This window comes from Rhizobium sp. Root149, from assembly GCF_001427345.1.
Classification (GTDB): Bacteria; Pseudomonadota; Alphaproteobacteria; order Rhizobiales; family Rhizobiaceae; genus Neorhizobium; species Neorhizobium rhizoryzae.
The window spans coordinates 40,282-63,051 of the sequence record NZ_LMGD01000024.1 but is presented as its reverse complement, the minus strand read 5'-3'; the positions used below and the strand labels follow the sequence as shown (position 1 = coordinate 63,051).

The 22,770-nt window shown below is 58.7% G+C and carries 18 protein-coding genes; 9 read left to right on the top strand and 9 right to left on the bottom strand.

Annotated elements, in window-relative coordinates:
- The first annotated feature begins 16 nt into the window (after positions 1–16).
- The 5 genes from ASD54_RS23315 to ASD54_RS23295 all read left to right on the top strand — a co-directional run bounded on the left by ASD54_RS23315 (position 17) and on the right by ASD54_RS23295 (position 7,257).
- Positions 17–2,707, top strand: coding sequence for a sensor histidine kinase KdpD (locus ASD54_RS23315; RefSeq protein ID WP_062556986.1), 2,691 nt, complete (start codon positions 17–19; stop codon positions 2,705–2,707).
- The gene (locus ASD54_RS23310) at positions 2,704–3,393 is read left to right on the top strand and encodes a response regulator (RefSeq protein ID WP_062556985.1); all 690 of its coding nucleotides are present in this window, start codon (positions 2,704–2,706) and stop codon (positions 3,391–3,393) included. The genes ASD54_RS23315 and ASD54_RS23310 overlap by 4 nt, the downstream gene beginning before the upstream one ends.
- Before the next feature lie 154 nt (positions 3,394–3,547).
- A complete protein-coding gene (locus ASD54_RS23305; protein ID WP_062556984.1) occupies positions 3,548–5,044 on the top strand; it encodes a sugar ABC transporter ATP-binding protein in 1,497 nt (498 codons plus the stop codon).
- Between the two features lie 16 nt (positions 5,045–5,060).
- Positions 5,061–6,122 carry an ABC transporter permease gene (locus tag ASD54_RS23300; protein WP_062556983.1) on the top strand — a complete coding sequence of 354 codons (1,062 nt, stop codon included), beginning with the start codon at positions 5,061–5,063 and terminating at the stop codon, positions 6,120–6,122.
- Positions 6,123–6,159: 37 nt separating this feature from the next.
- Positions 6,160–7,257 carry a substrate-binding domain-containing protein gene (locus tag ASD54_RS23295; RefSeq protein WP_062556982.1) on the top strand — a complete coding sequence of 366 codons (1,098 nt, stop codon included), beginning with the start codon at positions 6,160–6,162 and terminating at the stop codon, positions 7,255–7,257.
- A gap of 84 nt (positions 7,258–7,341) precedes the next feature.
- Here ASD54_RS23295 and ASD54_RS23290 read toward each other — a convergent pair whose 3' ends face one another.
- From ASD54_RS23290 to ASD54_RS23270, 5 genes are all read right to left on the bottom strand, one after another.
- Entirely contained in the window at positions 7,342–8,355 is a 1,014-nt protein-coding gene (locus tag ASD54_RS23290) for a LacI family DNA-binding transcriptional regulator (protein ID WP_062556981.1), read from the bottom strand.
- Between the two features lie 91 nt (positions 8,356–8,446).
- Positions 8,447–8,779, bottom strand: coding sequence for a hypothetical protein (locus ASD54_RS23285; RefSeq protein WP_062556980.1), 333 nt, complete (start codon positions 8,777–8,779; stop codon positions 8,447–8,449).
- Positions 8,776–9,663, bottom strand: coding sequence for an NAD(P)-dependent oxidoreductase (locus ASD54_RS23280; protein ID WP_062556979.1), 888 nt, complete (start codon positions 9,661–9,663; stop codon positions 8,776–8,778). Before ASD54_RS23280 ends, ASD54_RS23285 begins: the two co-directional genes overlap by 4 nt.
- Before the next feature lie 2 nt (positions 9,664–9,665).
- The gene (locus ASD54_RS23275) at positions 9,666–10,169 is read right to left on the bottom strand and encodes a gluconokinase (protein ID WP_062556978.1); all 504 of its coding nucleotides are present in this window, start codon (positions 10,167–10,169) and stop codon (positions 9,666–9,668) included.
- Positions 10,169–10,927 carry an SDR family oxidoreductase gene (locus ASD54_RS23270; RefSeq protein WP_062556977.1) on the bottom strand — a complete coding sequence of 253 codons (759 nt, stop codon included), beginning with the start codon at positions 10,925–10,927 and terminating at the stop codon, positions 10,169–10,171. Before ASD54_RS23270 ends, ASD54_RS23275 begins: the two co-directional genes overlap by 1 nt.
- Positions 10,928–11,025: 98 nt before the next feature.
- On the opposite strand from ASD54_RS23270, the gene ASD54_RS23265 reads away from it, so the two are divergent.
- From ASD54_RS23265 to ASD54_RS23250, 4 genes are all read left to right on the top strand, one after another.
- Complete coding sequence (locus tag ASD54_RS23265; protein WP_062556976.1) at positions 11,026–11,973, top strand: 2-hydroxyacid dehydrogenase; 948 nt, start codon at positions 11,026–11,028, stop codon at positions 11,971–11,973.
- A 12-nt stretch (positions 11,974–11,985) separates the two neighbouring features.
- Entirely contained in the window at positions 11,986–13,017 is a 1,032-nt protein-coding gene (locus ASD54_RS23260; protein ID WP_062556975.1) for an L-idonate 5-dehydrogenase, read from the top strand.
- A gap of 35 nt (positions 13,018–13,052) precedes the next feature.
- The gene (locus tag ASD54_RS23255) at positions 13,053–13,943 is read left to right on the top strand and encodes an SMP-30/gluconolactonase/LRE family protein (protein WP_062556974.1); all 891 of its coding nucleotides are present in this window, start codon (positions 13,053–13,055) and stop codon (positions 13,941–13,943) included.
- A 129-nt stretch (positions 13,944–14,072) separates the two neighbouring features.
- Entirely contained in the window at positions 14,073–15,113 is a 1,041-nt protein-coding gene (locus ASD54_RS23250) for a glycoside hydrolase family 5 protein (RefSeq protein ID WP_062556973.1), read from the top strand.
- A gap of 16 nt (positions 15,114–15,129) precedes the next feature.
- Here the strand turns inward: ASD54_RS23250 and bcsN are convergent, their stop codons facing one another.
- From bcsN to bcsA, 4 genes are read right to left on the bottom strand one after another with little or no spacing between them, the layout of a single operon-like run.
- Positions 15,130–15,912, bottom strand: coding sequence for a cellulose biosynthesis protein BcsN (bcsN, locus tag ASD54_RS23245; RefSeq protein ID WP_156379356.1), 783 nt, complete (start codon positions 15,910–15,912; stop codon positions 15,130–15,132).
- Complete coding sequence (locus tag ASD54_RS23240) at positions 15,909–17,954, bottom strand: hypothetical protein (protein WP_062556971.1); 2,046 nt, start codon at positions 17,952–17,954, stop codon at positions 15,909–15,911. Before ASD54_RS23240 ends, bcsN begins: the two co-directional genes overlap by 4 nt.
- A complete protein-coding gene (locus tag ASD54_RS23235) occupies positions 17,951–20,233 on the bottom strand; it encodes a cellulose biosynthesis cyclic di-GMP-binding regulatory protein BcsB (RefSeq protein WP_062556970.1) in 2,283 nt (760 codons plus the stop codon). The genes ASD54_RS23240 and ASD54_RS23235 overlap by 4 nt, the downstream gene beginning before the upstream one ends.
- On the bottom strand, positions 20,226–22,478 hold the full coding sequence (gene bcsA, locus ASD54_RS23230) for a UDP-forming cellulose synthase catalytic subunit (RefSeq protein ID WP_062557178.1): 2,253 nt from the start codon (positions 22,476–22,478) through the stop codon (positions 20,226–20,228). The genes ASD54_RS23235 and bcsA overlap by 8 nt, the downstream gene beginning before the upstream one ends.
- Positions 22,479–22,770 lie beyond the last annotated feature (292 nt).

Sequence of the window (22,770 nt, the reverse complement as noted above, 5' to 3'; positions counted from 1 at the left end):
ACAGAGACGAAGACGAATGACGGACGACGATCGCGGCGATCCGCGCCGCCCTGACCCCGATGCACTGCTTGCCCTGGCGGATAAGGACCGCCGGGGCAAGCTCATCGTTTTTCTGGGGGCGGCACCCGGCGTGGGCAAGACCTATGCCATGCTTTCCAGAGCAAGAAGGCTGCGTGCCGATGGTGTCGATGTTGTCGTCGGTCTGGTGGAAACCCATGGCCGAAGCGAGACCGCAGCGCTTGTGGACGATCTGGAAGTCTTGCCCCGCCGTCGCATCAGCCATCGGGGCCGAGTATTGGAAGAGTTCGATCTCGATGCTGCGCTCGCCCGAAAGCCGGCGATCATTATCGTGGATGAGCTTGCGCATTCGAACCCGGAGGGTAGCCGCCACCCCAAGCGCTATCAGGACATAGAAGAGCTCAGGGCTGCCGGTATTGAGGTCTGGACTGCGCTGAATATCCAGCATCTGGAAAGCCTTGCGGATCTGGTGGGCCAGATTACAGGCATCGTCGTGCGCGAGCGCGTGCCTGATATCGTGCTGAAGCGGGCCGACGATGTTCTGCTGGTAGATCTGCCGCCGACGGAGCTCATACAACGGCTGAAGGAGGGAAAGGTCTACCTGCCGGAAAGCGCAAGCCGTGCGGTTGACCGATTTTTCCGCCTCGGCAATCTGACGGCTCTGCGCGAGCTGGCCCTGCGTCGGACCGCTGACCGTGTGGATGATCAGATGGTTGATTATCTGCGGCAGAACGCAATCGATGGACCATGGGCCACGGGTGAGCGGCTGATTGTCTGTGTCGGAGCAGATGAGCTGTCAGCCAGGGTGGTTCGGGTCGCCAGCCGCCTTGCGTCCGGTCTGAACGCGCCGTGGATCGTCGTATCCATCGAGAGGGCCGACCGTGAACTGGAGACAGCGGATACGCTGCGCCAGTTGGAAGCGTTGTTTCGCCTGGCGGAACAACTGGGTGCGGAAACGCGCCGGGTGATCGGTCAGGATTATGTCGAAGAAATCCTGAAACTTGCCAAGCGGGAGCATGCAACGCAGATTGTTGTCGGCGTGCGCAAGCGAGGCGGCCTTTCGCGTCTTCTCAAACGCTCCTTGCCGGATGAACTTGCGAGGCGTGCAGCCGGGATCGGCGTTCATTTTGTAACGGCCGATCGACAGGAAAAAGCGGCCAGGAAAATTCCGCTTCCTGCGCTCTCCGTGGTAGGATTGCCGCGCTCTACTATGATAGCGGCCTCGTTCGTGGCGGTCGCAACGTCAATCGGCAAGCTGATCGACACGATCATCTATCTGCCCAATATCTCGCTCGTCTTCCTGTTGGGCGTTCTTGGCTCGGCGGCAATCGGAGGCTATGTGTCAGCCCTGATCGCGGCCTCCCTTTCGACGCTCGCCTATAATTTCTTCTTCATCGACCCTCTGTATACCTTCACGATTGCAGCGCCGCATGAGGTGTTCGCTCTCTTTGTCTTCCTAGCCGTTGCCATCATCTCCGGCGGATTTGCCTCCCGGATCCGCGAACAGGCCAATGTCGCGGGAACCCGTGCGACCGCCCTGCAATCGCTCTATGATTTTTCACGCAAGCTTGCGGGTACAGACAAGCGCGATGATGCGATCTGGCTCGCCGTGTCGCAACTTCAGGCCAGCCTCAAGCGGCCAGTTGTCTTCCTGACCTTGTCTGCGGGAGAGCTGAGCGTCACGGCGGCTTGGCCGCCCGATACAGAACTGGACGTGACCGACATGGCTGCGGCGCGTTGGGCGGAAGCGAAACGAGAGGCCGCGGGTCATGCGACCGGCACATTGCCAAACAGCCGTTTTCAGTTTCGCCCGCTTCTTGGCCCTCATGGCATCGTGGGCGTGTGCGGCATCGCCTATGACAAGGATGATGTCGATCCGGCATCGGAGCGATCGCTGTCGGCGGTGCTGGATCAGACAGCCATCGCGCTCGATCGCGCCCGTCTCTCCGAAGAAACAATCCAGCAGGCAGCGCAGCTTGAAGGCGAGCGCTACAGGGAAGCTCTTTTATCGTCCATTTCTCACGACCTGCGCACGCCGCTCGCCACGATCACCGGATCAGCCAGCAGTCTGATCGAGCTGGGCGACAAAATGAATCCAGAATCGCGACGGGATCTTCTGCAATCCATAGAGGAAGAATCGCAGCGGATGAGCCGCTTTGTGGCAAACCTGCTCGACATGACCCGGATCGAGGCGGGAAGCCTGAAACCGAAGCAGGACTGGGTGGATGTGGCGGACGTCGTACATTCTACCGTGGAACGCACGCGCAGATATGCCCCCAACCGCCAGATCGAGACACGGGTGGCGCCCACCCTTTCGCTCATCCGGGGCGACAGCGTGCTTCTGGGACAGGTTCTTTTCAACCTGCTCGACAATGCGATCAAATATGGTGGCAACGAACCTGTTGCCGTCTATGTCCGTCAGGATGACGACGAGATCGTCATCTCTGTGACCGATCTCGGGCGCGGAATTCCCGCCGAGGAACTGGAGCGCGTCTTTGAAAAATTCTATCGCCGTGGCAAGGCCGATGGCAGGGCGCCCGGCACAGGTCTCGGTCTCTCGATTGCGCGGGGTTTCGTACACGCGATGAATGGCACGATCCATGCCGAGAGCCCGGCTATACGCAAAAGGGGAACGCGGATCGTGATGCGGTTCCCTGTGGCGGGTAATGCAGATATGGTCGAGGCATGAACCTTTCGCGCATTCTTGTCGTCGACGACGAACCCCAAATCCAGCGCTTTCTGAGGCCTGCGTTGACAGCAGCCGGCTATGACGTTCTGGAGGCTGTCAATGGCACCGAGGCGCTGAAGGCCGCAGCCACGCAGGCTCCGGATCTCATAATTCTCGATCTTGGTCTTCCCGATATGGACGGCAAGGATGTTGTGACGAGCCTTCGCGGCTGGAGCGACGTTCCGATCATCATCCTGTCGGCGCGCGACAGGGAGAGCGAAAAGATTCTGGCGCTTGATCTCGGTGCCGACGATTATGTCGAGAAGCCCTTCCGCATCGGTGAACTGACGGCGCGTATTCGCACAGCACTTCGCCACAGGAACAGGCCGGACGCAATTCCGGCCATTTTGGAGGCGGACGGTCTGCGCATCGACCCTGTGCGGCGTCAGATCACGCGCGGCGAGGACATAATCCACCTGACTCCGAAGGAATATGATCTGTTGATCCTTCTGGTGCGCCACGCAGGTAAAGTTGTGACCCATCGAACGCTTCTGACGGCGGTATGGGGGCCGGCCCATGGTGACGATCTGCATTATCTGCGCGTCTTCATCGGTCAGTTGCGGCAAAAGATCGAACGCGATCCAGCCGAACCTCGCATCGTTCAGACGGAACCAGGCGTCGGTTACCGGTTGATCGCGGAAGGATAAGGCGCACGCATTATGGAAGACCAAAGCGTGCGACTTTGAAAAATAACAACGCGATATCAGAGACATAAAACTTATAAAGAACGAATATGGGTGCATCGCTTGACGTAATGTTATCGATAACATAGTGTTTGAACATGAGCTTTGGGAGGAGCTGATGAACGACGAAACGCTGCTGGAATTCCGGAATGTTTCAAAGGTCTTCGGCGGGACCAAAGCGCTGACGGATGTCTCGCTGGACCTGCGCAAAGGCGAAATTCTGGCGCTTCTTGGCGAAAACGGCGCCGGCAAATCCACGCTGATCAAGACTCTGGCCGGGATTTTCAAGCCAGATGGCGGCGAGATCCTGTTTCGCGGCCAGCCCTATAGCCATCGCCCGCCCAAGCCCAATGAGCGCCAGCCGGTTGCCTTCATCCATCAGGATCTGGGTTTGATCGAATGGATGACTGTCGGCGAGAATGTGGGATTGGCCCAGGGTTTTTCGATGCGCCGAAAGCTCATCGATTGGCGCGCCACGGAGCGGCGTACCGCGGAAGCGCTTAAGCTGGTCGGCTGTGATTTCGATCCATCGACACGCGTCCAGAACCTGACCAGAACGGAAAAATCGCTCGTTGCCATTGCCCGTGCATTGGCTGTCGAGGCTGATATTCTCGTGCTCGATGAGCCGACGGCCAGTCTGCCTGCCAACGAAGTGGAGCGGCTTTTCAACGCCATCCGTCCGCTCAAGGAACGTGGCGTTGCCATGATCTATGTTTCTCATCGTCTGGATGAAATCTTCCGTATCGCGGATCGCGTTGCCGTGTTGAGAGATGGTCGCCTTGTCGGCCAGACGCCCGTTCAGCAAACCAATCCGGACGAGTTGATCCGCATGATCGTCGGTCGCAAGGCCGACCAGCTTTTCACGAAAGCGGAGCACAAGGCGGGCAAGACGCTTGTGTATGTCCGCAACCTGATGTGCAGCGGTGCGGGACCAGTAAGCTTCGACCTTCGAGAGGGCGAATTGCTGGGTCTTGTCGGGCTTCGCGGAGCGGGGCAGGAATTGATCGGACGCGCGCTTTTCGGATGTGAGGCCTATCGCGGCGATGTCCGTATTCATGGCGAGACGCCCGATCTCTCGAGTACGGTCACGGCGATCAAGTCCGGCATCGGGCTTATTGCCAGAGACCGAACGGAAGAGTCGGTCGCATTGTCGCTGTCGCTGCGGGAAAACACCTACATCAATCCATCCGCCTCCGGACGGGGTCTCTTCACCTTCAAGACACCTGGCGACGAGGCCCGCGAGGCGGCGACGCTGGGAGATAAGGTCGGCCTGCGGCCCAACGATCAGAGCCTTGCGATCGAAGCGCTTTCCGGGGGCAACCAGCAGAAGGTTGTCGTCGGGCGCTGGCTGGCGACAAACCGAAAGCTGTTGATTGCCGAAGATCCGACAGCCGGCGTCGATGTGGGCGCCAAGGCTGATATCTATCGCCTGATCGCCTCCGCCGTCGAGTCCGGCCTGGCGGTTCTCGTCATCTCGACGGACTTCGAAGAAATCGCCCACATTTGCCACCGTGCCCTCATCTTCTCCCGTGGACAGATCGTCCGCGAGCTGTCTGGCACCGATCTCACAACATCCGCCGTCATTGCAGCGGCATCCGCATCCGAAGCGGCCTGAAAGGGGAGGAACCGCCTTGAACTCCATCCAGTCGACGGCGCTTGAGCCGACCAAAACAGAACTCGCCGGGTTGAACCGTCTCGAGAAAGCACAGCGCCTTCTACCGGTTTATGGTCTGGTGATCCTGACCGCACTGCTGATCGTGCTCTTCTCGCTGCTGCTGCCGGATACGTTTCCGACAATCCTGAACCTGCGCTCGATCATTGCAGCGAAGACCATCATTGCCATTCTTTCGTTGGCCGCGATGATCCCGATGGCCTGCGGGCGCATTGATCTCACCATCGGCTACGGCATCGTGCTCTGGCACATTCTGGCGATCAGCCTGCAGACAATGTATGGTTTTCCATGGCCGGTCGCGGTGCTTGTCGTTCTGGCGCTTGGGGCATTCACCGGCCTTCTCAACGGTATTCTCGTTGAAGTAGCGAAGATCGACAGCTTCATTGCGACACTCGGGACAGGCACGGTGATCTACGCGCTGGCGCTGTGGCATACGGGTGGACGTCAGATGATCGGTGTGCTGCCAGAAGGCTTCTATACTCTGAACAGCACGATGTTTCTCGGGCTGCCGATCACCGGTTTCTATGTGCTGGTGCTGGCCGTCGCCATGTGGATCATCCTCGAATATACGCCGGTTGGCCGCTATCTCTATGCGATTGGTGCCAACCCGAAAGCGGCGGCGCTGAACGGCATTCCGGTTCGCCGCTTCGTCATGGCCGCTTTCATCGCGTCGGGAACACTGTCGGCAATCGCAGGTGTTCTCCTGGCATCCAAGCTGCGAATCGGTCAGGCGAGCGTGGGTCTGGAATATCTGCTGCCAGCACTCGTTGGTGCCTTCCTCGGGTCGACGACCATCAAGCCGGGCCGCGTCAATGTCTGGGGAACGATGATTGGCGTTATCATTCTGGCCGTCGGCATTGCCGGTATCCAGCAATTTGGCGGATCGTTCTTCGTGGAGCCGCTGTTCAATGGCGTCACGCTTCTCGTCGCCATCGGAATCGCAGGATATGCGCAGCGCAGGAAGGGCTTCGCCGCAAAGGCACCGCCAGCCGAGCCCGCAAAGACAACAGCATCCAATTGAATTCAACGCGTAAAGTTTCTCGTGGGAGGAGAATAACATGAAGCGCAGACATTTTCTTCAGCTGACGACTGCCCTTGGCATGGTTGTCATGGCCGGTCCCGCATTGGCCGATGCCATGGCAGATGCGAAAGCCATGGTCGCGAAATATGCGAGCAAGGTCGAGAAATGGGATGGCCCGACAACGGGGCCGAAGGCACAAGCGTCCAAGACCATCGTTATCCTCGCCGCCGATATGAAGAACGGCGGTATTCTGGGTGTTACTAACGGCATCCAGGAGGCAGCAAAGGCAATCGGCTGGAAGGTGACTGTTCTTGACGGTGCAGGCTCGATCGACGGCCGCACCGCCGCTTTCGGTCAGGCCATGACGCTCAAGCCGGATGGCATCATTATCAACGGCTTCGATGCTGTGGAGCAGAAGCCAGCCATGGAAGCCGCCAAGAAGGCCAAACTGCCCATGGTCTCCTGGCACGCTGCATCTGCTGTCGGGCCGGTTGACGAAGTCGGAGTATTTGCCAACGTTACCACGGACGCCATGGAAGTGTCGAAAGCGGCTGCCAACTGGGCCTTTGTTGATGCAGCCGGCAAGCCGGGCGTCGTCATCTTCACAGACTCCACCTATGCCATCGCGATTGCCAAGGCGGACCGCATGAAGCAGGAGATCGAAAAGCTCGGCGGAACCGTTCTCGAATATGTCGATACACCCATTGCCGAAACATCCCAGCGTATGCCGCAGCTGACGACGACGCTTCTGCAGAAATACGGGGCGAAGTGGACGCATTCGCTGGCGATCAACGATATCTATTTCGACTTCATGGGCCCATCACTGGCAGCGGTCGGCATCAAGGGTGATGGCGCGCCGAAGGCGGTTGCAGCTGGCGATGGTTCGGAAGGCGCTTACCAGCGTATCCGTGCAAAGCAGTATCAGGCAGTGACCGTGGCCGAGCCGCTGAACCTTCAGGGCTGGCAGTTGGTGGACGAGTTGAACCGTGCGCTCGCAGGCGAAAAATGGTCTGGTTACGTTTCGCCGCTGCATGTGGTGACGACGCAGAATGTCGAATTCGACGGTGGCCCGAAGAATACGTTCGACCCGGATAACGGCTATCGCGACGCCTACAAGAAGATCTGGGGCAAATAAGCAAAGCTTGCAGCCTTACCTCCTGCCTGGCGCGGTCCTTCAAGTGGATCGCGCCTTTTTTGATTTCCATGAGATTGTCGTAAATCAGCGGGTGCTCTCGCGAACGATCAGTTGAGGCTTGATGAGCACATCGCCCACATCCTGCTTGCCGTCGAGAATATCCAGAAGCAGGGAGCCGGTCCTGCGCCCGATATCGCGCGCGTGCGCATCGATCGTGGTGAGTGTCGGCACGCAAATGCTGCCGATTTCATAGGCGCCGAAGCCGCCGATCGAGATGTCCTCCGGCACGCGCAGGCCGCGCCGTTGACATTCGGTCAAGGCACCGAAGGCGGAGAGATCCGACACGCAGATCACGGCTTCAGTGTCGGGAAACTGTTCCAGAAGCCGCGCCATGGCATTGGCGCCTTCCCGCATGGAAATGGGCGGTGGGCCGGCTGCAATCAGCCGGGACGTATCGAGCCCGTGTTGGCGCATGGCTTCCAGAAAGCCCTGGCGTCTGTCGCTGCCGCGCGTATCGCGCCCCACATCGCCGCCGATGAAAGCGATACGGCTATAGCCTGAGCGAACGAGATGATCCACCATGCCGCGCACCACACCGGCGTTTGAAAAGCCCACGAAGTGACCGATAGGCTCAGCGGGAACATCCCATGTTTCGATTACGGGAATGGGCGCGTTTTCCAGCAGTTTGCGGGCGCGCGCGGTGTGTTTTCCGCCCGTCACCACAATGGCTTCCGGTTTACGACGCAGCAGTTGCTCGATCAGCCGCTCTTCTTCCTGCATGTCGTAATTGGTGTAACCGAGCAGGATCTGCATGTTGCGGGCAGCAAGCGTTTCGGAAAGTCCGCCCACCGTATCGGCAAAGTTGGCATTGTTGATCGAAGGGATCGTGACGGCCACAAAGTCGGTTTTCTGTGAGCGCAGGTTCGACGCCGTGGCATCGAACACATAGCCCAGATCTTCTGCGGCTTTCAGGATGGCGTCCCGCGTTTCCTTGCTGATGAGGCTGTCCGTCTTGAACGCACGCGAAACCGTCATCGGCGAAACGCCGGTGACGCGCGCGATGTCCGCCATGGTGGGCGGTTTACGGATCTGGCTCATCAAACGCCTTTGTTATCGATACCATCCAACTAGAGCCTGTTTATTGAACCGGCGCAAGTGGAGGTGGCGGGTAACACCGATGATCCGTCAATCAAAGCGGAAATTCGTTGGCCAGCGTCACATGATGATGAATGCGGCCATCGAAGAAACGTGACAGCACGCTTTCAGTCGCGGCCCGCGCTTCGGTTCGCACAGGACTTGCCAGCGCCTGTTCGACGGCTTCGATGCTGGGATAATTGACGGCAAGGATCATCGGGAATTCCGGCGCGCCATCATCTCTGGCTTCCGCGAAGGACACCCGCACATCAAGCGCGCCTGGAAACTGCTTCCACTTCGGCAAGATTTCATCCATCACAGCGGCGCGAAAGGCTTCCGTTTGGCCCGGTTTTACAGTGCCTTCAAACAAGGCATAGCGCGTAATCATGGCGAAATCTCCCTCTTCGCTCCCGTGAAAAATTCCATCAGCGCTGCCTGATCCTCGCCGCCAAGTCCGGCAGCCGTCAGCATGCGGTGCACCTCCGCACACACGGCGGTCAGCGGCATGGCGGTGTTGGTGCGGCGAGCGAGATCCTGCGCGCCGTTCAGATCTTTCACCATATTGTCGATGCGACCGGTGCGCCGATAATCCTTGGTCACGAAGCGCGGCATATATTCCTGCAGGATGGCGCTGTCAGCACGTCCGCCCTTGAGCGCCTGCGGAATCTTGGCAGCATTGACCCCGGCATCCAGCGCCAGCTGCGTGGCCTCGGCCACAGCCAGAAAGTTCAAGCCGCACAGCACCTGATTGATGAGCTTTGTTGTCTGCCCTGCCCCAACCGGCCCCATATGGGTGTAGTTGGAGGAAACATGGCAGAGAACCTTGTGGGCATCGCTCACATCCTGCTCGCTGCCGCCCGCCATCAGCGTCAACTGACCAATGAGGGCTTTCGGTGCGCCGCCGGAAAGCGGGCTATCCACCCAGCGCAAGCCCTTTTCAGCCGCCTCTGCCGCGAGTTCCTTTGTCGCGTCCGGGTCGATGGACGACATGTCGATGATAAGGGTGCCGGGAGCCGCGCCTGCCGCGACACCCTTGTCGCCAAATACCGCCAGCCGAACAATCTTTGGCGCATTGAGGCTGAGGATGACGAAATCCGAAACGGACGCGGCTTGCGCCGCACTGGCAGCACGCTTGGCGCCAAAGGCCTCAAGTGCTGCGATCTTGGCCGGGTCCGGGTCGAACACCGTCAAATGCTGACCCGTCTCGGCAAGGCGCTGACCGATCGCCCCACCCATTGCGCCTGCGCCGATCAGGGCGACCCGGTTGCTCATCGTCAGTTCCTTCCGATCTTGTTCAGAATGTCCCGGACCACCTCATCCAGAGGTTGCCCGATATCGGCATCGACAGACAGTTCGCCTTCTCCCGGCGGTTCCAGCGTCGCGAACTGGTTATCCAGCAGGGAAGTCGGCATGAAATGTCCGGGACGATGCTTCATCCGCTCGGCAATCACCTCTTTCGCGCCAGTCAAATGAATGAAGAGCACAGGCTCTCCCGCCTTCTCGCGGATAAGATCGCGATAGGAGTGCTTGAGGGCAGAGCAGCCGATGAAGATCTTCCCCTCATGACTGCCCAGCCGTTCGCCCACAGCGGCAAGCCAGGGCCAACGATCTTCATCGGTCAGCGGAATCCCTGCACTCATCTTCTCGATATTGCTTTTGGGGTGAAGGTCATCGCCATCCACATAAGGCGCTCCGGTCTTTTCCGAAAGAGTTGCACCGACCGATGACTTGCCGGAGCCGGATACACCCATGATGACGAACTTCTGAATATCCGCCATCAGAGCGACACCGTGATGCCGCCATCCACATAGAGGATGTGGCCGTTGACGAAGGTGGAGGCGTCGGATGCCAGGAAGATGCAGGCGCCGACCAGTTCTTCTACCTTGCCCCAGCGTCCGGCAGGCGTGCGCTTTTCCAGCCAGGACGTGAAGGCCGGATCACTGACCAGTGCTGCGTTCAGCGGGGTATCGAAATAGCCGGGTGCAATGGCATTGCACTGGAGACCATACTTCGCCCAGTCCGTCGCCATGCCCTTGGTCAAGTTGCCCACGGCACCCTTGGTGGCAGTGTAAGGCGCGATGGAGGGGCGGGCCAGCGCCGTCTGCACACTGGCAATGTTGATGATCTTGCCACGGCCGCGCTTGATCATGTGGCGGGCAACGGCCTGGCCAACATGGAAAACGCTGGAAATATTTGTTTTCAGCAGCCGCTCGAACGCGTCTTCCGGGAAGTCTTCCAGGGGACCGCGATGTTGCATGCCCGCATTGTTGACGAGCACATCGATGGCACCATGTTCAGCCTCGAAACGATCGATTGCCTCGCGCGCTGCGCCGTGGTCCGTAACGTCGAAGTTCAGAACCTGGACCGGCTTTGAAAACTGTTTTGCGGCTTCGGCAAGCTTTGCGGGATCGCGGCCATTCAACACGAGATCAGCTCCCGCATCCGCCATTCCCTTTGCCAGGGCAAAGCCGATTCCCTGCGACGAACCCGTGACAAGCGCCCGACGGCCCTTCAGATCAAAAAGTGCAAGCGACATGTTTTCCTCCCTCTTGCATCTCGACAACCGTCATCTTGTGCGTTTATGTTATCGATAACATCAAGTGTCAAGACGATTTTCGTGGAGGAATTTTAGCAATGGCGAAACCGCACATCCTGCAGGTTGGACCCTATCCGCAATGGGACGAGGAGCCTTTGAATGAGGCTTTTCAGGTTCACCGCTATTTTGAGGCCGAGGATAAGCAGGCATTTCTGTCACAGGTCGGTCCGCAGGTTCGCGGCATTGCGACTCGTGGAGAACTGGGCGCCAACAGGACCATGATCGAGGCCTGCCCCAACCTCGAAGTCATCTCCGTCTATGGCGTGGGCTATGATGCCGTGGATCTGGGGGCCTGCCGTGAGCGCGGTATCCGCGTTACCAACACGCCGGATGTGCTGACCAATGACGTGGCTGATCTGGGCGTGGCCATGATGCTGGTACAATCGCGCGGCATCATCGGTGCGGAAACCTGGGTGAAGGATGGAAGCTGGGCCGCCAAGGGCCTCTATCCGCTCAAGCGCCGTGTCTGGGGCCGCAAGGCGGGTGTTCTGGGCCTTGGCCGTATCGGTTTTGAGGTGGCCAAGCGTCTCAGCGGCTTCGATATGGATATTGCCTATAGCGATGTATCTGCCAAGCCATACGCAGAAGGCATGGAGTTTGTGAGCGATCCGGTTGAACTGGCGCGGCGATCCGATTTCCTGTTCGTCACTTTGGCGGCATCTGCCGAGACACGGCACATTGTGGGCCGCGCTGTTATTGAGGCTCTTGGACCGGAAGGCATGCTGATCAATATTTCGCGCGCCTCGAATATTGATGAAGAGGCGCTTCTGGAGGCATTGGAAAGCAGGCAACTCGGCTCGGCGGCGCTGGATGTTTTCGAGGGCGAGCCGAAGCTGAACCCGCGGTTCCTGGCACTCGATAATGTTCTGTTGCAGCCGCACCACGCATCTGGAACGGTGGAAACCCGCAAGGCCATGGGCCAGCTGGTTCGTGATAACCTGATGGCGCATTTTGATGGACGCGCCCTACTGACGCCGGTGATTTGAGGAGACAGAACCATGAGAGCAATTGTTGCACACGCGGCGAAGGATCTGCGCATTGAAGAACACCCGGCTGCATCGCCCGGTCGAGGTGAGGTCAAATTGCGGCTGGCGACCGGCGGCGTCTGCGGCAGCGACCTTCACTATTATAATCACGGTGGGTTCGGCACGGTTCGCCTGAAGGAGCCGATGATCCTCGGCCATGAAGTTTCCGCCTATGTCGAGGAACTGGGGGAAGGCGTGAGCGGTCTGGAGATCGGCCAATTGGTGGCGGTTTCGCCGTCCAGGCCATGCCGCACCTGCCGCTATTGCCAGCAGGGCCTGCATAACCAATGCCTGAATATGCGGTTCTACGGCAGCGCCATGCCTTTCCCGCATATTCAGGGGGCTTTCCGTGAAAGTCTGGTGGCGGATGCCATTCAGTGCGTGCCAGCAGACGGGCTTTCTGCGGGCGAGGCGGCGATGGCCGAGCCTCTGGCGGTCACGCTGCATGCAACGCGGCGGGCGGGCGAAATGCTGGGCAAGCGGGTGCTTGTCACGGGCTGTGGCCCGATTGGCCTGCTCTCCATTCTTGCGGCCAGACGTGCAGGTGCCGCGGAAATCGTGGCGACGGATCTTTCCGATTTCACGCTTCAAATGGCAAAGGCCGCCGGTGCCGACCGGACCATCAACACAAAGGATGAGCCGGAGGCGCTCACCGCCTATTCCGCCGACAAGGGCACGTTCGATGTGCTCTACGAATGCTCAGGAGCGGCCGTTGCGCTTGCAGGCGGCATTGCAGCCCTTCGCCCGCGTGGCGTCATTGTTCAGCTGGGTCTTGGCGGCGACATGAGCCTGCCGATGATGGCGATTACCGCAAAGGAACTGGAGCTGCGCGGCTCCTTCCGCTTCCATGAGGAGTTTGCTGTGGGTGTCGGGCTGATGCAGAAGGGCCTTATCGACGTGAAGCCGCTGATCACCCATACGGTCGCGCTAGACGATGCCATCTCGGCATTTGAAATTGCCTCGGATAGAAGCAAAGCCATGAAGGCACAGATCCGATTCTCTTGATCGAGGTCGGATAGAAGGGTTGGGAGGGTGAGTTCATGTCGTTTTTCGAGGTCGTCGAACCGGTTTTTTCGCGCTTCGTGCTGGGCAATGCGCCGGTAAAGGAGATCGCGACCGGCTTCGACTGGGTGGAGGGACCGGTGTGGTTCGGAGATCTGAACTGCCTGCTGTTTTCCGATATTCCGAACAACCGGATGATGCGCTGGATACCGGGCGTCGGCACCTCGGTGTTCCGCGCTCCTTCCAACTATTCGAACGGCAATACACGAGACCGGGAAGGTCGCCTGATAAGCTGCGAGCACCTGACGCGACGGGTGACCCGAACCGAGCGTGACGGATCGATCACCGTGTTGGCGGACAGCTATCAGGGCAAGCGGCTGAACTCTCCCAATGATGTTATCGTCGCGTCCGATGGTACTGTCTGGTTCACCGATCCGCATTACGGCATTGCGATGGACTACGAGGGTGAAAAGTCGGAGCAGGAACTGCCCTGCCATGTCTATCGCATCGATCCGAACGGTGAAATCAAGGCGGTTCTGACAGACTTCAACTGCCCAAACGGGCTCGCCTTCAGCCCCGATGAAAAGCGGCTCTATGTGGCAGATACCGGCCGCATGCATTCCGGTGACGCGCAACACATTCGCGCCTTCGATGTGGGAGAGAACTGGTCACTTTCTGGCGGTGAGGTGCTGCACAGCATCAAGCCCGGTTGTGCCGACGGTCTCCGGCTGGACACGGACGGCAATATCTGGTCTTCGGCGGCAGATGGCGTTCACTGCCTTTCGCCAGAGGGCCGATTGCTCGGAAAGATCAAGATTCCGCAGGTCGTATCGAATGTCTGCTTCGGTGGCAGGCACCGGCATGTGCTGTTCATTACGGCTTCGACCAGCGTCTATTCTGTTGCGCTGAACAGGCGAGGAGTGCTGTGAGGTCGCAACCACATAAACGATTTGTTGACCATACATCGCTCCAATAGCCTCTCCGATCCGGCCAGCATTGCGACCCTTCAGGGATTGGGTCAGTTTGCCTGACACGCATTGGGACAAGGATCAGAGCACATGCAGGTTCGGGCGGCAATTGCTGGCTTACTGGCCTTAACGGTGGCTGCACCCGAGACCTCGGCTGCCGGAACCTGTCTTCGCGGCATCAATCTGGCCGGTGCCGAGTTTGGCGCGGTCGGTGGTCTGCATGGTCAGGCCTATGCCTATCCGAGCCAGCAGACGATCAGCTATTTTGCAGAGAAGGGCTTTACGTCTGTTCGCTTGCCCTTCCTTTGGGAGCGGCTTCAGCCGAAACTCGATGCTCCGTTCGATCAGGCTGAACTGGAGCGCCTGATCGAAACGGTATCCTCCATGCGGGCGCTCGGTCTGAAGGTCGTACTCGATCCGCATAACTACGCGCGCTATCGTGGGCAACTCATCGGTTCCAAGGCTGTGCCTGTCTCCAGTTTCGTGGATTTCTGGGTGCGGCTGTCTGCTCTATTCAAGTCGGATCCCTCGGTGATCTTCGCGTTGATGAACGAACCGCACGGGATTTCCGCGAAGGACTGGGTGGATGCCGCCAATGCCGCCACGTCTGCCATCCGCAAGAATGCCGCGCAGAACCTCATTCTCGTCCCGGGCACGGCATGGACGGGTGCTCACAGCTGGTTTGGCGATTGGTATGGCGGCGCCAACGCCGAGGCTCTTGGCCGCTTCCAGGATCCTGGCAATCGCTACGCCATCGAAATTCACCAGTATTCAGACAAGGATTTTTCCGGCACCAACCGGGATTGTTCCCGAGGGCCGGAGGCTGTCGCTGCTGTGGCGAAGCTTTCCCAATGGCTGAGGGACAACGGCAGAAGAGGGTTTCTGGGTGAGTACGGGGTCCCCGCCGATCCGGCCTGCATTGCTTCTGCGAAGGAAATGGTCTCGACGGTCGAGAAAAATGCGGATGTCTGGCTCGGCTGGGCCTATTGGGCCGCCGGGGACTGGTGGCCCGAAGATGAGATGCTGAACATCCAGCCACGCGGCGGCAAGGACCGGCCTCAGTTTGCGGCACTGGCAGAGGCTTTGAATGGTCCGATCGACACGAAGGCCTGCGCCAGCCTCTTCAAATAGAGGCTGGCCTTCCAATTCAGGATGCGGGCAGTGGCACCACTGCCGCCGCTGGTGATGGCGTCGCCTTGGTTGCTCGCTCGCTTGTGTGGACGCCTGTGGCAGCATGGGTCCGTCGAACCGGATTGACCGGCGACCCCGGTCGTTCATGCAGAATGGAATTCGATTGACCGGATGCGACTGGCAACCCATCCATCTGCCCCGTCGACGCGAGACCAATCGAAAATCCGCTGAGTAGATTGGCAAGTTGCGCCATATCCATGTTCCGATCGCAATAACGAAGACGGACCTTGGCGCTTGTCTCCTTCGCCAAACCTGGCCAGTGGTTGATCTGCTGCCAGGTATAGACACAGTGCTCACCCTGCTGCGATGTGCCTGAGGCTGTGCCATACGGCCCAAAAGCATTGGTGCGAATAATCGGATCAACGGTCATGCGGATATCCGGAAGCGCTTGAGCTATCTCTGCCTGAAGCGCTGCGGCGGATGGTGCGCGTGAAAGACGCAGATTGGCGTTTGCGCTGCGTTCTATGGTCAGCATGTTTTCGCCCGCCAAATTGGTTTTGCCTGGATAGACGATCTGCTGAATCTCGCTCTCTTCCGCCGAGAGGAGGCGAATGCTGCTCGGGCTCTGTCCCAGTGTGGCCAGCTGCGCCCAAGCCATGTGAAGCGGAACCTCGCGGTTGAGGACAGGTGCTGCGCCGACCGTGCCGGATGTTGCCTGATGATCGAGCCAGGCATCGGACGTGGTGCTGCATGCGCTCAACAATCCGAGCGCGACGAGGACGAAAGGAGAAGACTTCATCGCCATAGTCCCATGCGTTCTTCGATGGCCGTTATGCCGCGGGTATTACCTGCGTCGCGAACCACCTGATTGAGAGCGGTAAAGATTGCCTTCGACTGGCTGAGGTGGCCCAGATGGTAGTGAGACCATGCGCGCATCTGCGTCATGCCAACCGCTTCAGGAGCAAGCTGCAGACGCATATCGAGATTTGCGATCACCTCGGCGTAGCGCTTCTGATCGAAGGCTATGCGCGCCTTTTGCCACAGCAGTTCGGACCGCAATTCGCGCTCGCGTGCCGGGGAGAAACCACCCCGCAGCAACAGTGTCTCGGCATCGGCAGTCAGTCTTGCCCGCAACAAGGTCAGGCCGAGACCATACAGCGCATCATCGCCTTTACCGCCACCGCCGCGCACCGCTGTTTCGAAGGCAGAGCGAGCCTCGGAAATCCGGTTGAGTGAGAGGCTGCACCAGCCACGGATCAGTTCGGCATTCGCATCGAGCCGCCCGGAAGCCGCCTTCTTCGAAAGATCGGCGAGGCAGTCTCCATATCGACGGGCCTTGAAGCTTGCGAGATATTGCGGCTGTCCCTGTTCGGATGGAGTGGCAACGGTCTGCCCTTTCTGGCCTGTGGGTGCCCGTGCGGTCTTCAGATCCGCGAAGACCTCACGATAGTCGCCACCAAACCGCGCCTCGAGGTCACCATAGGTCGTTTTGTCCTTTCGTTGAAGGCTGGCAAGCAACTGACCCTTCAAGGCGGCTGCTGACGGTTTCCACTCGAAAGACTTGCGGAACCAGGCCTGAGCGGATTCGAACTGCAGCCCGTTATAGGCATACCAGCCGAGAAGCTCCGCATGCTCCGGCGATTGGGCGGCCTGGATTGCATTCGCGAAAGCGTCGACAGCCTTGGAATCGGGCTTCTTTTCGCTTTTTTCCATGAAAGCCACAGCAAGCGCGGGCAGGAAGCTTTCCCAATCCTGCGATGCGAGCGCGAGATTGTCGCTGACCACCTGGAAGGCTTCCGCTCTTTTTTCGTCTTGCAAAAGTGTAAGGCTCAGGCCTTTCAAGGCTTCGGAAGAGGGGGCGGATAGAAGCGCACGTCGGAACCAGGTTTCGGCTTCCTTGCGCTGCGCGACCTTGAGATAGTACCAGCCAAGAAGGAGCTGGTCCTTGCTGCCCGTCTTCTCATCTGCGGAACGCCGCAGGGCAACCAGCATTGCAGGCAGTGGCTCAGTCGCACCTTCGATACCGGCCACATAATCGGCCAGCTCGCGGCGCATGAGATCGAGATCCAGGATCTTGCTTCGTGCTGCTACCGTGGGCGAGACGGACAGCTGACGAATGACCTGACGCAGTTCTGCCGCCGGAAAGTCACGAGCCGCCTTTTGCAACGTGGTGATCAGCACATCATCGCTCAGACGCTGTTCTCCTTCGCGAAAAAGGATGCCCTGATAAATGAGGCTTGCCTGATCCAGCATGCCGTTTTGGCTATAGGCATCCACCAGCATCCAGAGCAGGTCGGCTTCCGGCTCGCTCTTTGGATCAAGGTCGTGACCGGCTGCGATGACGGCAGCCCAGTCTTCGGCCTTTGTTGCCCGTACCATCTCGAAGCGTTGTTTGCGCCGGTTGAGCTTCTGCTGGAAATCGGAGGATGGCTCCCAGCCTGTATTCTCGCTGGCGAGGCGGCTAATTTCGTTATCAATGCCAACGTAATCGTCTTTTTCATAAAGCCGCCAAAGAACGGTTTCATCGACCTTTCTCTCCTCCACAGGCTGGAAGAGATCACCCGGCACCGCGAAATCCGGATATTTGATACTGATGCGACGGATCTCGCGATCCACGCGCTCTTTCTGGCCCTGCTGCGCATAGTAATAGAGTGCCGCCAGCTCGACCGGGTCCGGCGTAAGCTTTGGCTTCGGCAATTGCGGCTTTCCGGCGATCGCGTTCGGCATGGGCTGCACCTGTTCGGCAGGCAGCAGGCTGGAGGCGCTGCTTGCGTGGAAGCTGCCGGTCAGAATGAGAACTGTGCAAGTTGCGGACCTGAGCAGAGTGAGCCTGTTGTTCATTCGACGGTCCTCACACCCTTGCGTGGAACGATATAGCCAAGCCATAGACCGATCAGGCTGACGAGCATGACGACGGCGAAGGCATAGAGGGCAATGTGGTCTGACAGCCAGGCGGCCGCCAGTCGGCGCAGATTTGCAAAGCTCTTATCCGCGAGCGGATAGAAACTATAGGCGGCTGCAGATGTAGAGATGACCTCGCCCGTAGACCGCAGAACCGTGGCAGACCCTCCGTTCAATTTCGACCATGCCGCAGGATCGGTCAGGTAATCGATAGCCTTGGATAACTCGGCATCGGTTGCAGCGCTGACGGTCGTTACGACAGAGTTTCCTGTTTCACTCTGGACCTGCGAAAGCGTTGCGAGCACTTCGGAGTTCCTGATGGGTGCCGGATCACTCTCCGCTTCGCGATATTGAAGCCACCGGCCGACGACATTGATTGCGCGTTGAAAGCCGATAATCAGATTTTCGGAGATACCCGGTTCATCCCGATCCTGAGATGTGCGGGCCTGAAACGCATCCAGCAGAGCGCGTGGATCGGAGGGTTCAGCGACTGTGCTTCCATGACCGAAGACCGATGCGGTTGTCAGACCATCCAGTGAAGGTGCCGCCAGCCGCGCGGATTTGACCAGGCTCTGTCCTTGAGCCGTAGCGATGATCAATCGATTGCGGTCTGGAATTGCGCTGCGGGCTTCCTGATCCGAGACGAGGTTCGCTGCCAAGGGCTGGCCGGCACTGACCGCCAATCGTGATAGCAGCGTTGCTGCGGCACCCAGCTGAACACTGGACGGTGCCGAAACCACGAGATCGAGCGTTTCCGTGCGACTGAAGGGATAGGCGCGTCCCGCAAAAGCCGCCAGATCCGGCACGCGGCCTGCACGCGCCAAGGCTGGCACCGAAATGCTCGTATCTTCCAGAAGCAGGAATCTCGGCTTGCTTTCGTCACGGGCGGCAGGGTCGCAGACTTTGTCTTCTTCCTTGGGAAGTTCTGCCAGAATATCTACCGTGTTGATGCCCGGACGAAAGGCCCTAAGCGGAATATCGAGGGTCTTGTCCTTCAGGATCGTGCCGTTCGGATCGATCAGGCCATGGCTCGTTACCGCCTTCTCGTTGACGCGGACGACAAGCTGCGCGCCGGGCGCCAATTTCGGTGCGGTTGCCGCATTGAGCTTCAGGGTCATCGCGCCATAATCGCCGGGGTAAAAGTCGGCGGGCATGACGGTCTGGAAACTGGTGCGGAAAAGGCGCCCGGCAAATGGTTCTGCGCGATAAGCGAGGTCAGACAGTCGATACGTGCCTGGCTGATCGGCATTCAGCACACCCATTTCTGCAGGCAGGCGGCGACTGTCCAGAACCAGTTTCAAGGGGCCATTTAAGGCTTGGAGCAGTGCGGCGTTGATGGCCTGCTCGCCTGCCCCGCGGATGATCATCTGCAAGCGACCGGCTCCGGACGGCCGGATCGACACGCCAGCCGGTGCCGTAGCCAGCAGACGCTTGCCTTCCTCGCTTTGCCAGCTCGAATTGACATCGCCGACTATGAGATCAATGCCAGGCTCATCTTTCGTCGCGGTTGTGAATTCGACCGAGAGGTCCTTGCGCCCGAGCAGGAGAGCGATTGTCTGGATGGCATCAAGCGAATTCCGGGCACCGGCCTTGACATCGCCAGCCGTCAGCACCCTCACTTGGGTTCGGCCACCGGCATTGCGACCGACGGACATCAGCGCCGCAGCCGGATCCTGAGCGCGGCTCGCGGCAGGCTGGAAGCCGCTGTTCGAGACGTCGATCTGCGTCCACAGTTCATAGGTCGCATCAATGGAACAATCGACCCGATGATGCTGCTGCGCGGCAAGGGTGACGGTGTTCCAACCGGGTTTCAGAGCAGTTGTCTCCGCCTTCACATCCATGATCCCCGGGCCTTGCGGGGAGCGGATCGGAAATTGTTGACCGGCATGACCATTGAAGGAAACGCGCAGGGTCGCGTCCTCCGGCCGAACCGAGACGGCGTTGGTATAGGTCAGTCGAAGGCTGCCACCTGCCTGCGCTTGCTCCGACGTCAGGAAGAACGACAGATATCTGACATCCCGTTCACCCTGAAGCCGACTTTCAAACGAGGATTCCAGAAATGGTATCAGCCCTGTGGGATTGGACTGCACTCCTGGCGTGCCTGAATTGTTGTTGATGAGATCCGGTTTCGTAGGCGAGGGCAGCAAGGAGGGGGCCGCCTCGCTTCCGGAGGCGATGCTGAAAAACGCGATTGCAATGAAGCTGGAAAGCTTACGCATAGGTCGCCTCCTTTACTGAAACTGCGTCGAAGCCCGCGTGCGGTCCGCTCCGGGAGCGGTTGTTCGCTGGAGCAAGAAGCAATTCAGCATCTGGATGAGAGGTCTGCTGCGTCTCTTTCACGAGGCCGAGAACATAGATGAGGGCGCGCATGCACTCCCGCACAGACCAGAGAGAAAAGCGGAGTGTTCCGATAAAAAAGCCGATTGGCTTCTGACGCAGATTGATCCGGTCCTGCAGGAACGACTGTTCGGAATACATGATTTCGGCAATCAGACTGAACGTATCCGGATCGCGCTGGACGAAGGCAAAGCCGAAGCTTCCATCCAGGCCGCTTCGTGCGACCCGGCAGACGATATCCTTGCGCAACGCCTTTCCGTTGCGGCGAAGCTCAAGGCTGCAAACCTCGCCTTCGCCAACTGCCTTCGCAGGATTATCGATGAACTCTACCGCAACGCCGCCGCTGGAAACATTGGTCAGGATGACGGTGTGCACAACGCTACCCATGTGAAGAAGTGCATGCCGGCGGACACTAAGACGCTGATTACGCCGCCGCTCGCGCCGCTCCGCGACGACACCGAGGGCTGCGCCTGCCAGACCCATGTTGATAAGATTCCAGCCGATGACGATCAGCAGGAGTTCCGACGGCATAGGCTCGCTCAGGTAGCGCCAGATTGCGTAGCCTGATGCGACAGCCAGCAGCAGGAAGATGGCAAAGTAGGGCAAAGCGATCGGTGAAAGTTTGCTTGTTTCAAGCGTCTGACCTTTGGCCGTCACGTTAAAGGTCGGTTTGCGCGGATTGCGAACGACGCTGAAGATGGCGCCAAGCAGCATCACTGCCTGAACATATTCGTAAAGTTCCGACACCCAAGGCCAGCGGACTTTGCCGAACAGGTAATTCTGCATTGCAAAGGAGGAGATCAGATAGGTGAGTGTGTAGCAGACGAATTCAACGATATTCGCCTGGAAGATCTGAAGCGAGAAGAAGATGTAGAGAAGCGGTGCGACCATGAAGGTCAGCCGCGTCAGCGGGAACAGCCAGAACAAGTTGGTACCAGCGTAGCACACGCGCTGTGCAAAGGTGAGACCGCGCTGGAGGAAAGGGCGGTTCAGGATCAGGATCTGCAGCATGCCTTGAGCCCAGCGCACGCGCTGCCCGATGAAGGAAACAAGAGTTTCCGGCTGCAGGCCCGCAATCAGGGGCTTGTCGACGTAGACACTGTGCCATCCGCGGCAGTGAAGCGCGAGCGCACTTTCGCAGTCTTCCGTGATGGATTGGCCCTGAAAGCCGTTGGTTTCCTCAAGAGCTGCGCGACGAAGAACGGCTGCGGAGCCACAAAAGAAGGAGGCATTCCACTTGTCGAGTCCGCGCTGGACGATGGAGTAGAACATCTCGTTTTCCGACGGCATCTGTCGGAACGTGTCGAGGTTCTTTTCCAGCGGGTCGGGGTTGAGGAAAAAATGCGGCGTCTGGACAAGGAACAGGCGGTCATCGGCTGCGAAATAACCCACGGTCTCGCTGAGGAATTCGCGAACCGGCGCGTGGTCGGCATCGAAGACAACCACAAGGTCGCCGCTCGAAATTTTCAGTCCGGCATTGAGATTGCCAGCTTTGGCATGCGTGTTTTCCGCGCGGGCATGGTAGCGAACCCCCAGGGCGGCACACAGCGACTGTAGTTCCTCCCGCCGACGCTGTGCCGAATGAGCGACAACCGGATCCCTGTGTCCGCATTTTGCATCGGTGCCGCCGTCATCCAGCAGATAGACCGTCAATTTATTCGCGGGATAGTTCATATTTTTTGCTGCTGCCAGCGTCAGCGCAAGCAAGTCCGGTGCTTCGTTATAGGAGGGCACGAAGACATCGACCGTTGGCAGGTCGGCCGCAGCCTGCGTACCCGGTGCGGCTCGCTTCAGCGGATCGGCTACGATGAAGAAGTTGATGGCCAGCATGACTAGGCAGTACATTTCGGCAATGTAAAGCAAAAGGCCTGGAATGAAATTCAGCAGATCCGATGAATCGGGCAGTGTATCCGTCGTACGCCAATAGGCATAACGCAACGCGATAACACCTGCATACACGAAGGTCATCAGACGAAGGGTCTTGTTCTCCGGCCGCTGCATGGACAAAAGCATGAGACCGAGGATCGTGAGGCTCAACACGAGTTGAGCCTGAAGGCTCATAGGGAGCCAGAGTAGGAATAGACTGCTTGTGCCTGCAATGATTGCAAGCAGAGAGACGTACTTCATGACGCCATCAACCCCATTTGTCACCGCCCGGGCGCTCATTGCCAAGGGTCCCGTTTCGAGACATCTCGAGGTCTAGGGTTGAGATGTTAGCAAAATGCTAATGGTTGCGAGGACCGGAACAGGCATTTTGCTGACAAAAGCAGAGTTCGTGTATCTGGATAACTCATTGAAATTATATCGTAAAAAATCAAAATCTGCACAAGGTGACTGATTTTGTTGAATCAGTGTCGTCTAATTCAAATTCGCCATCAGTGTTAAGAAATCCTTAAAGGCAGGGCATTTTGCTCGTCCG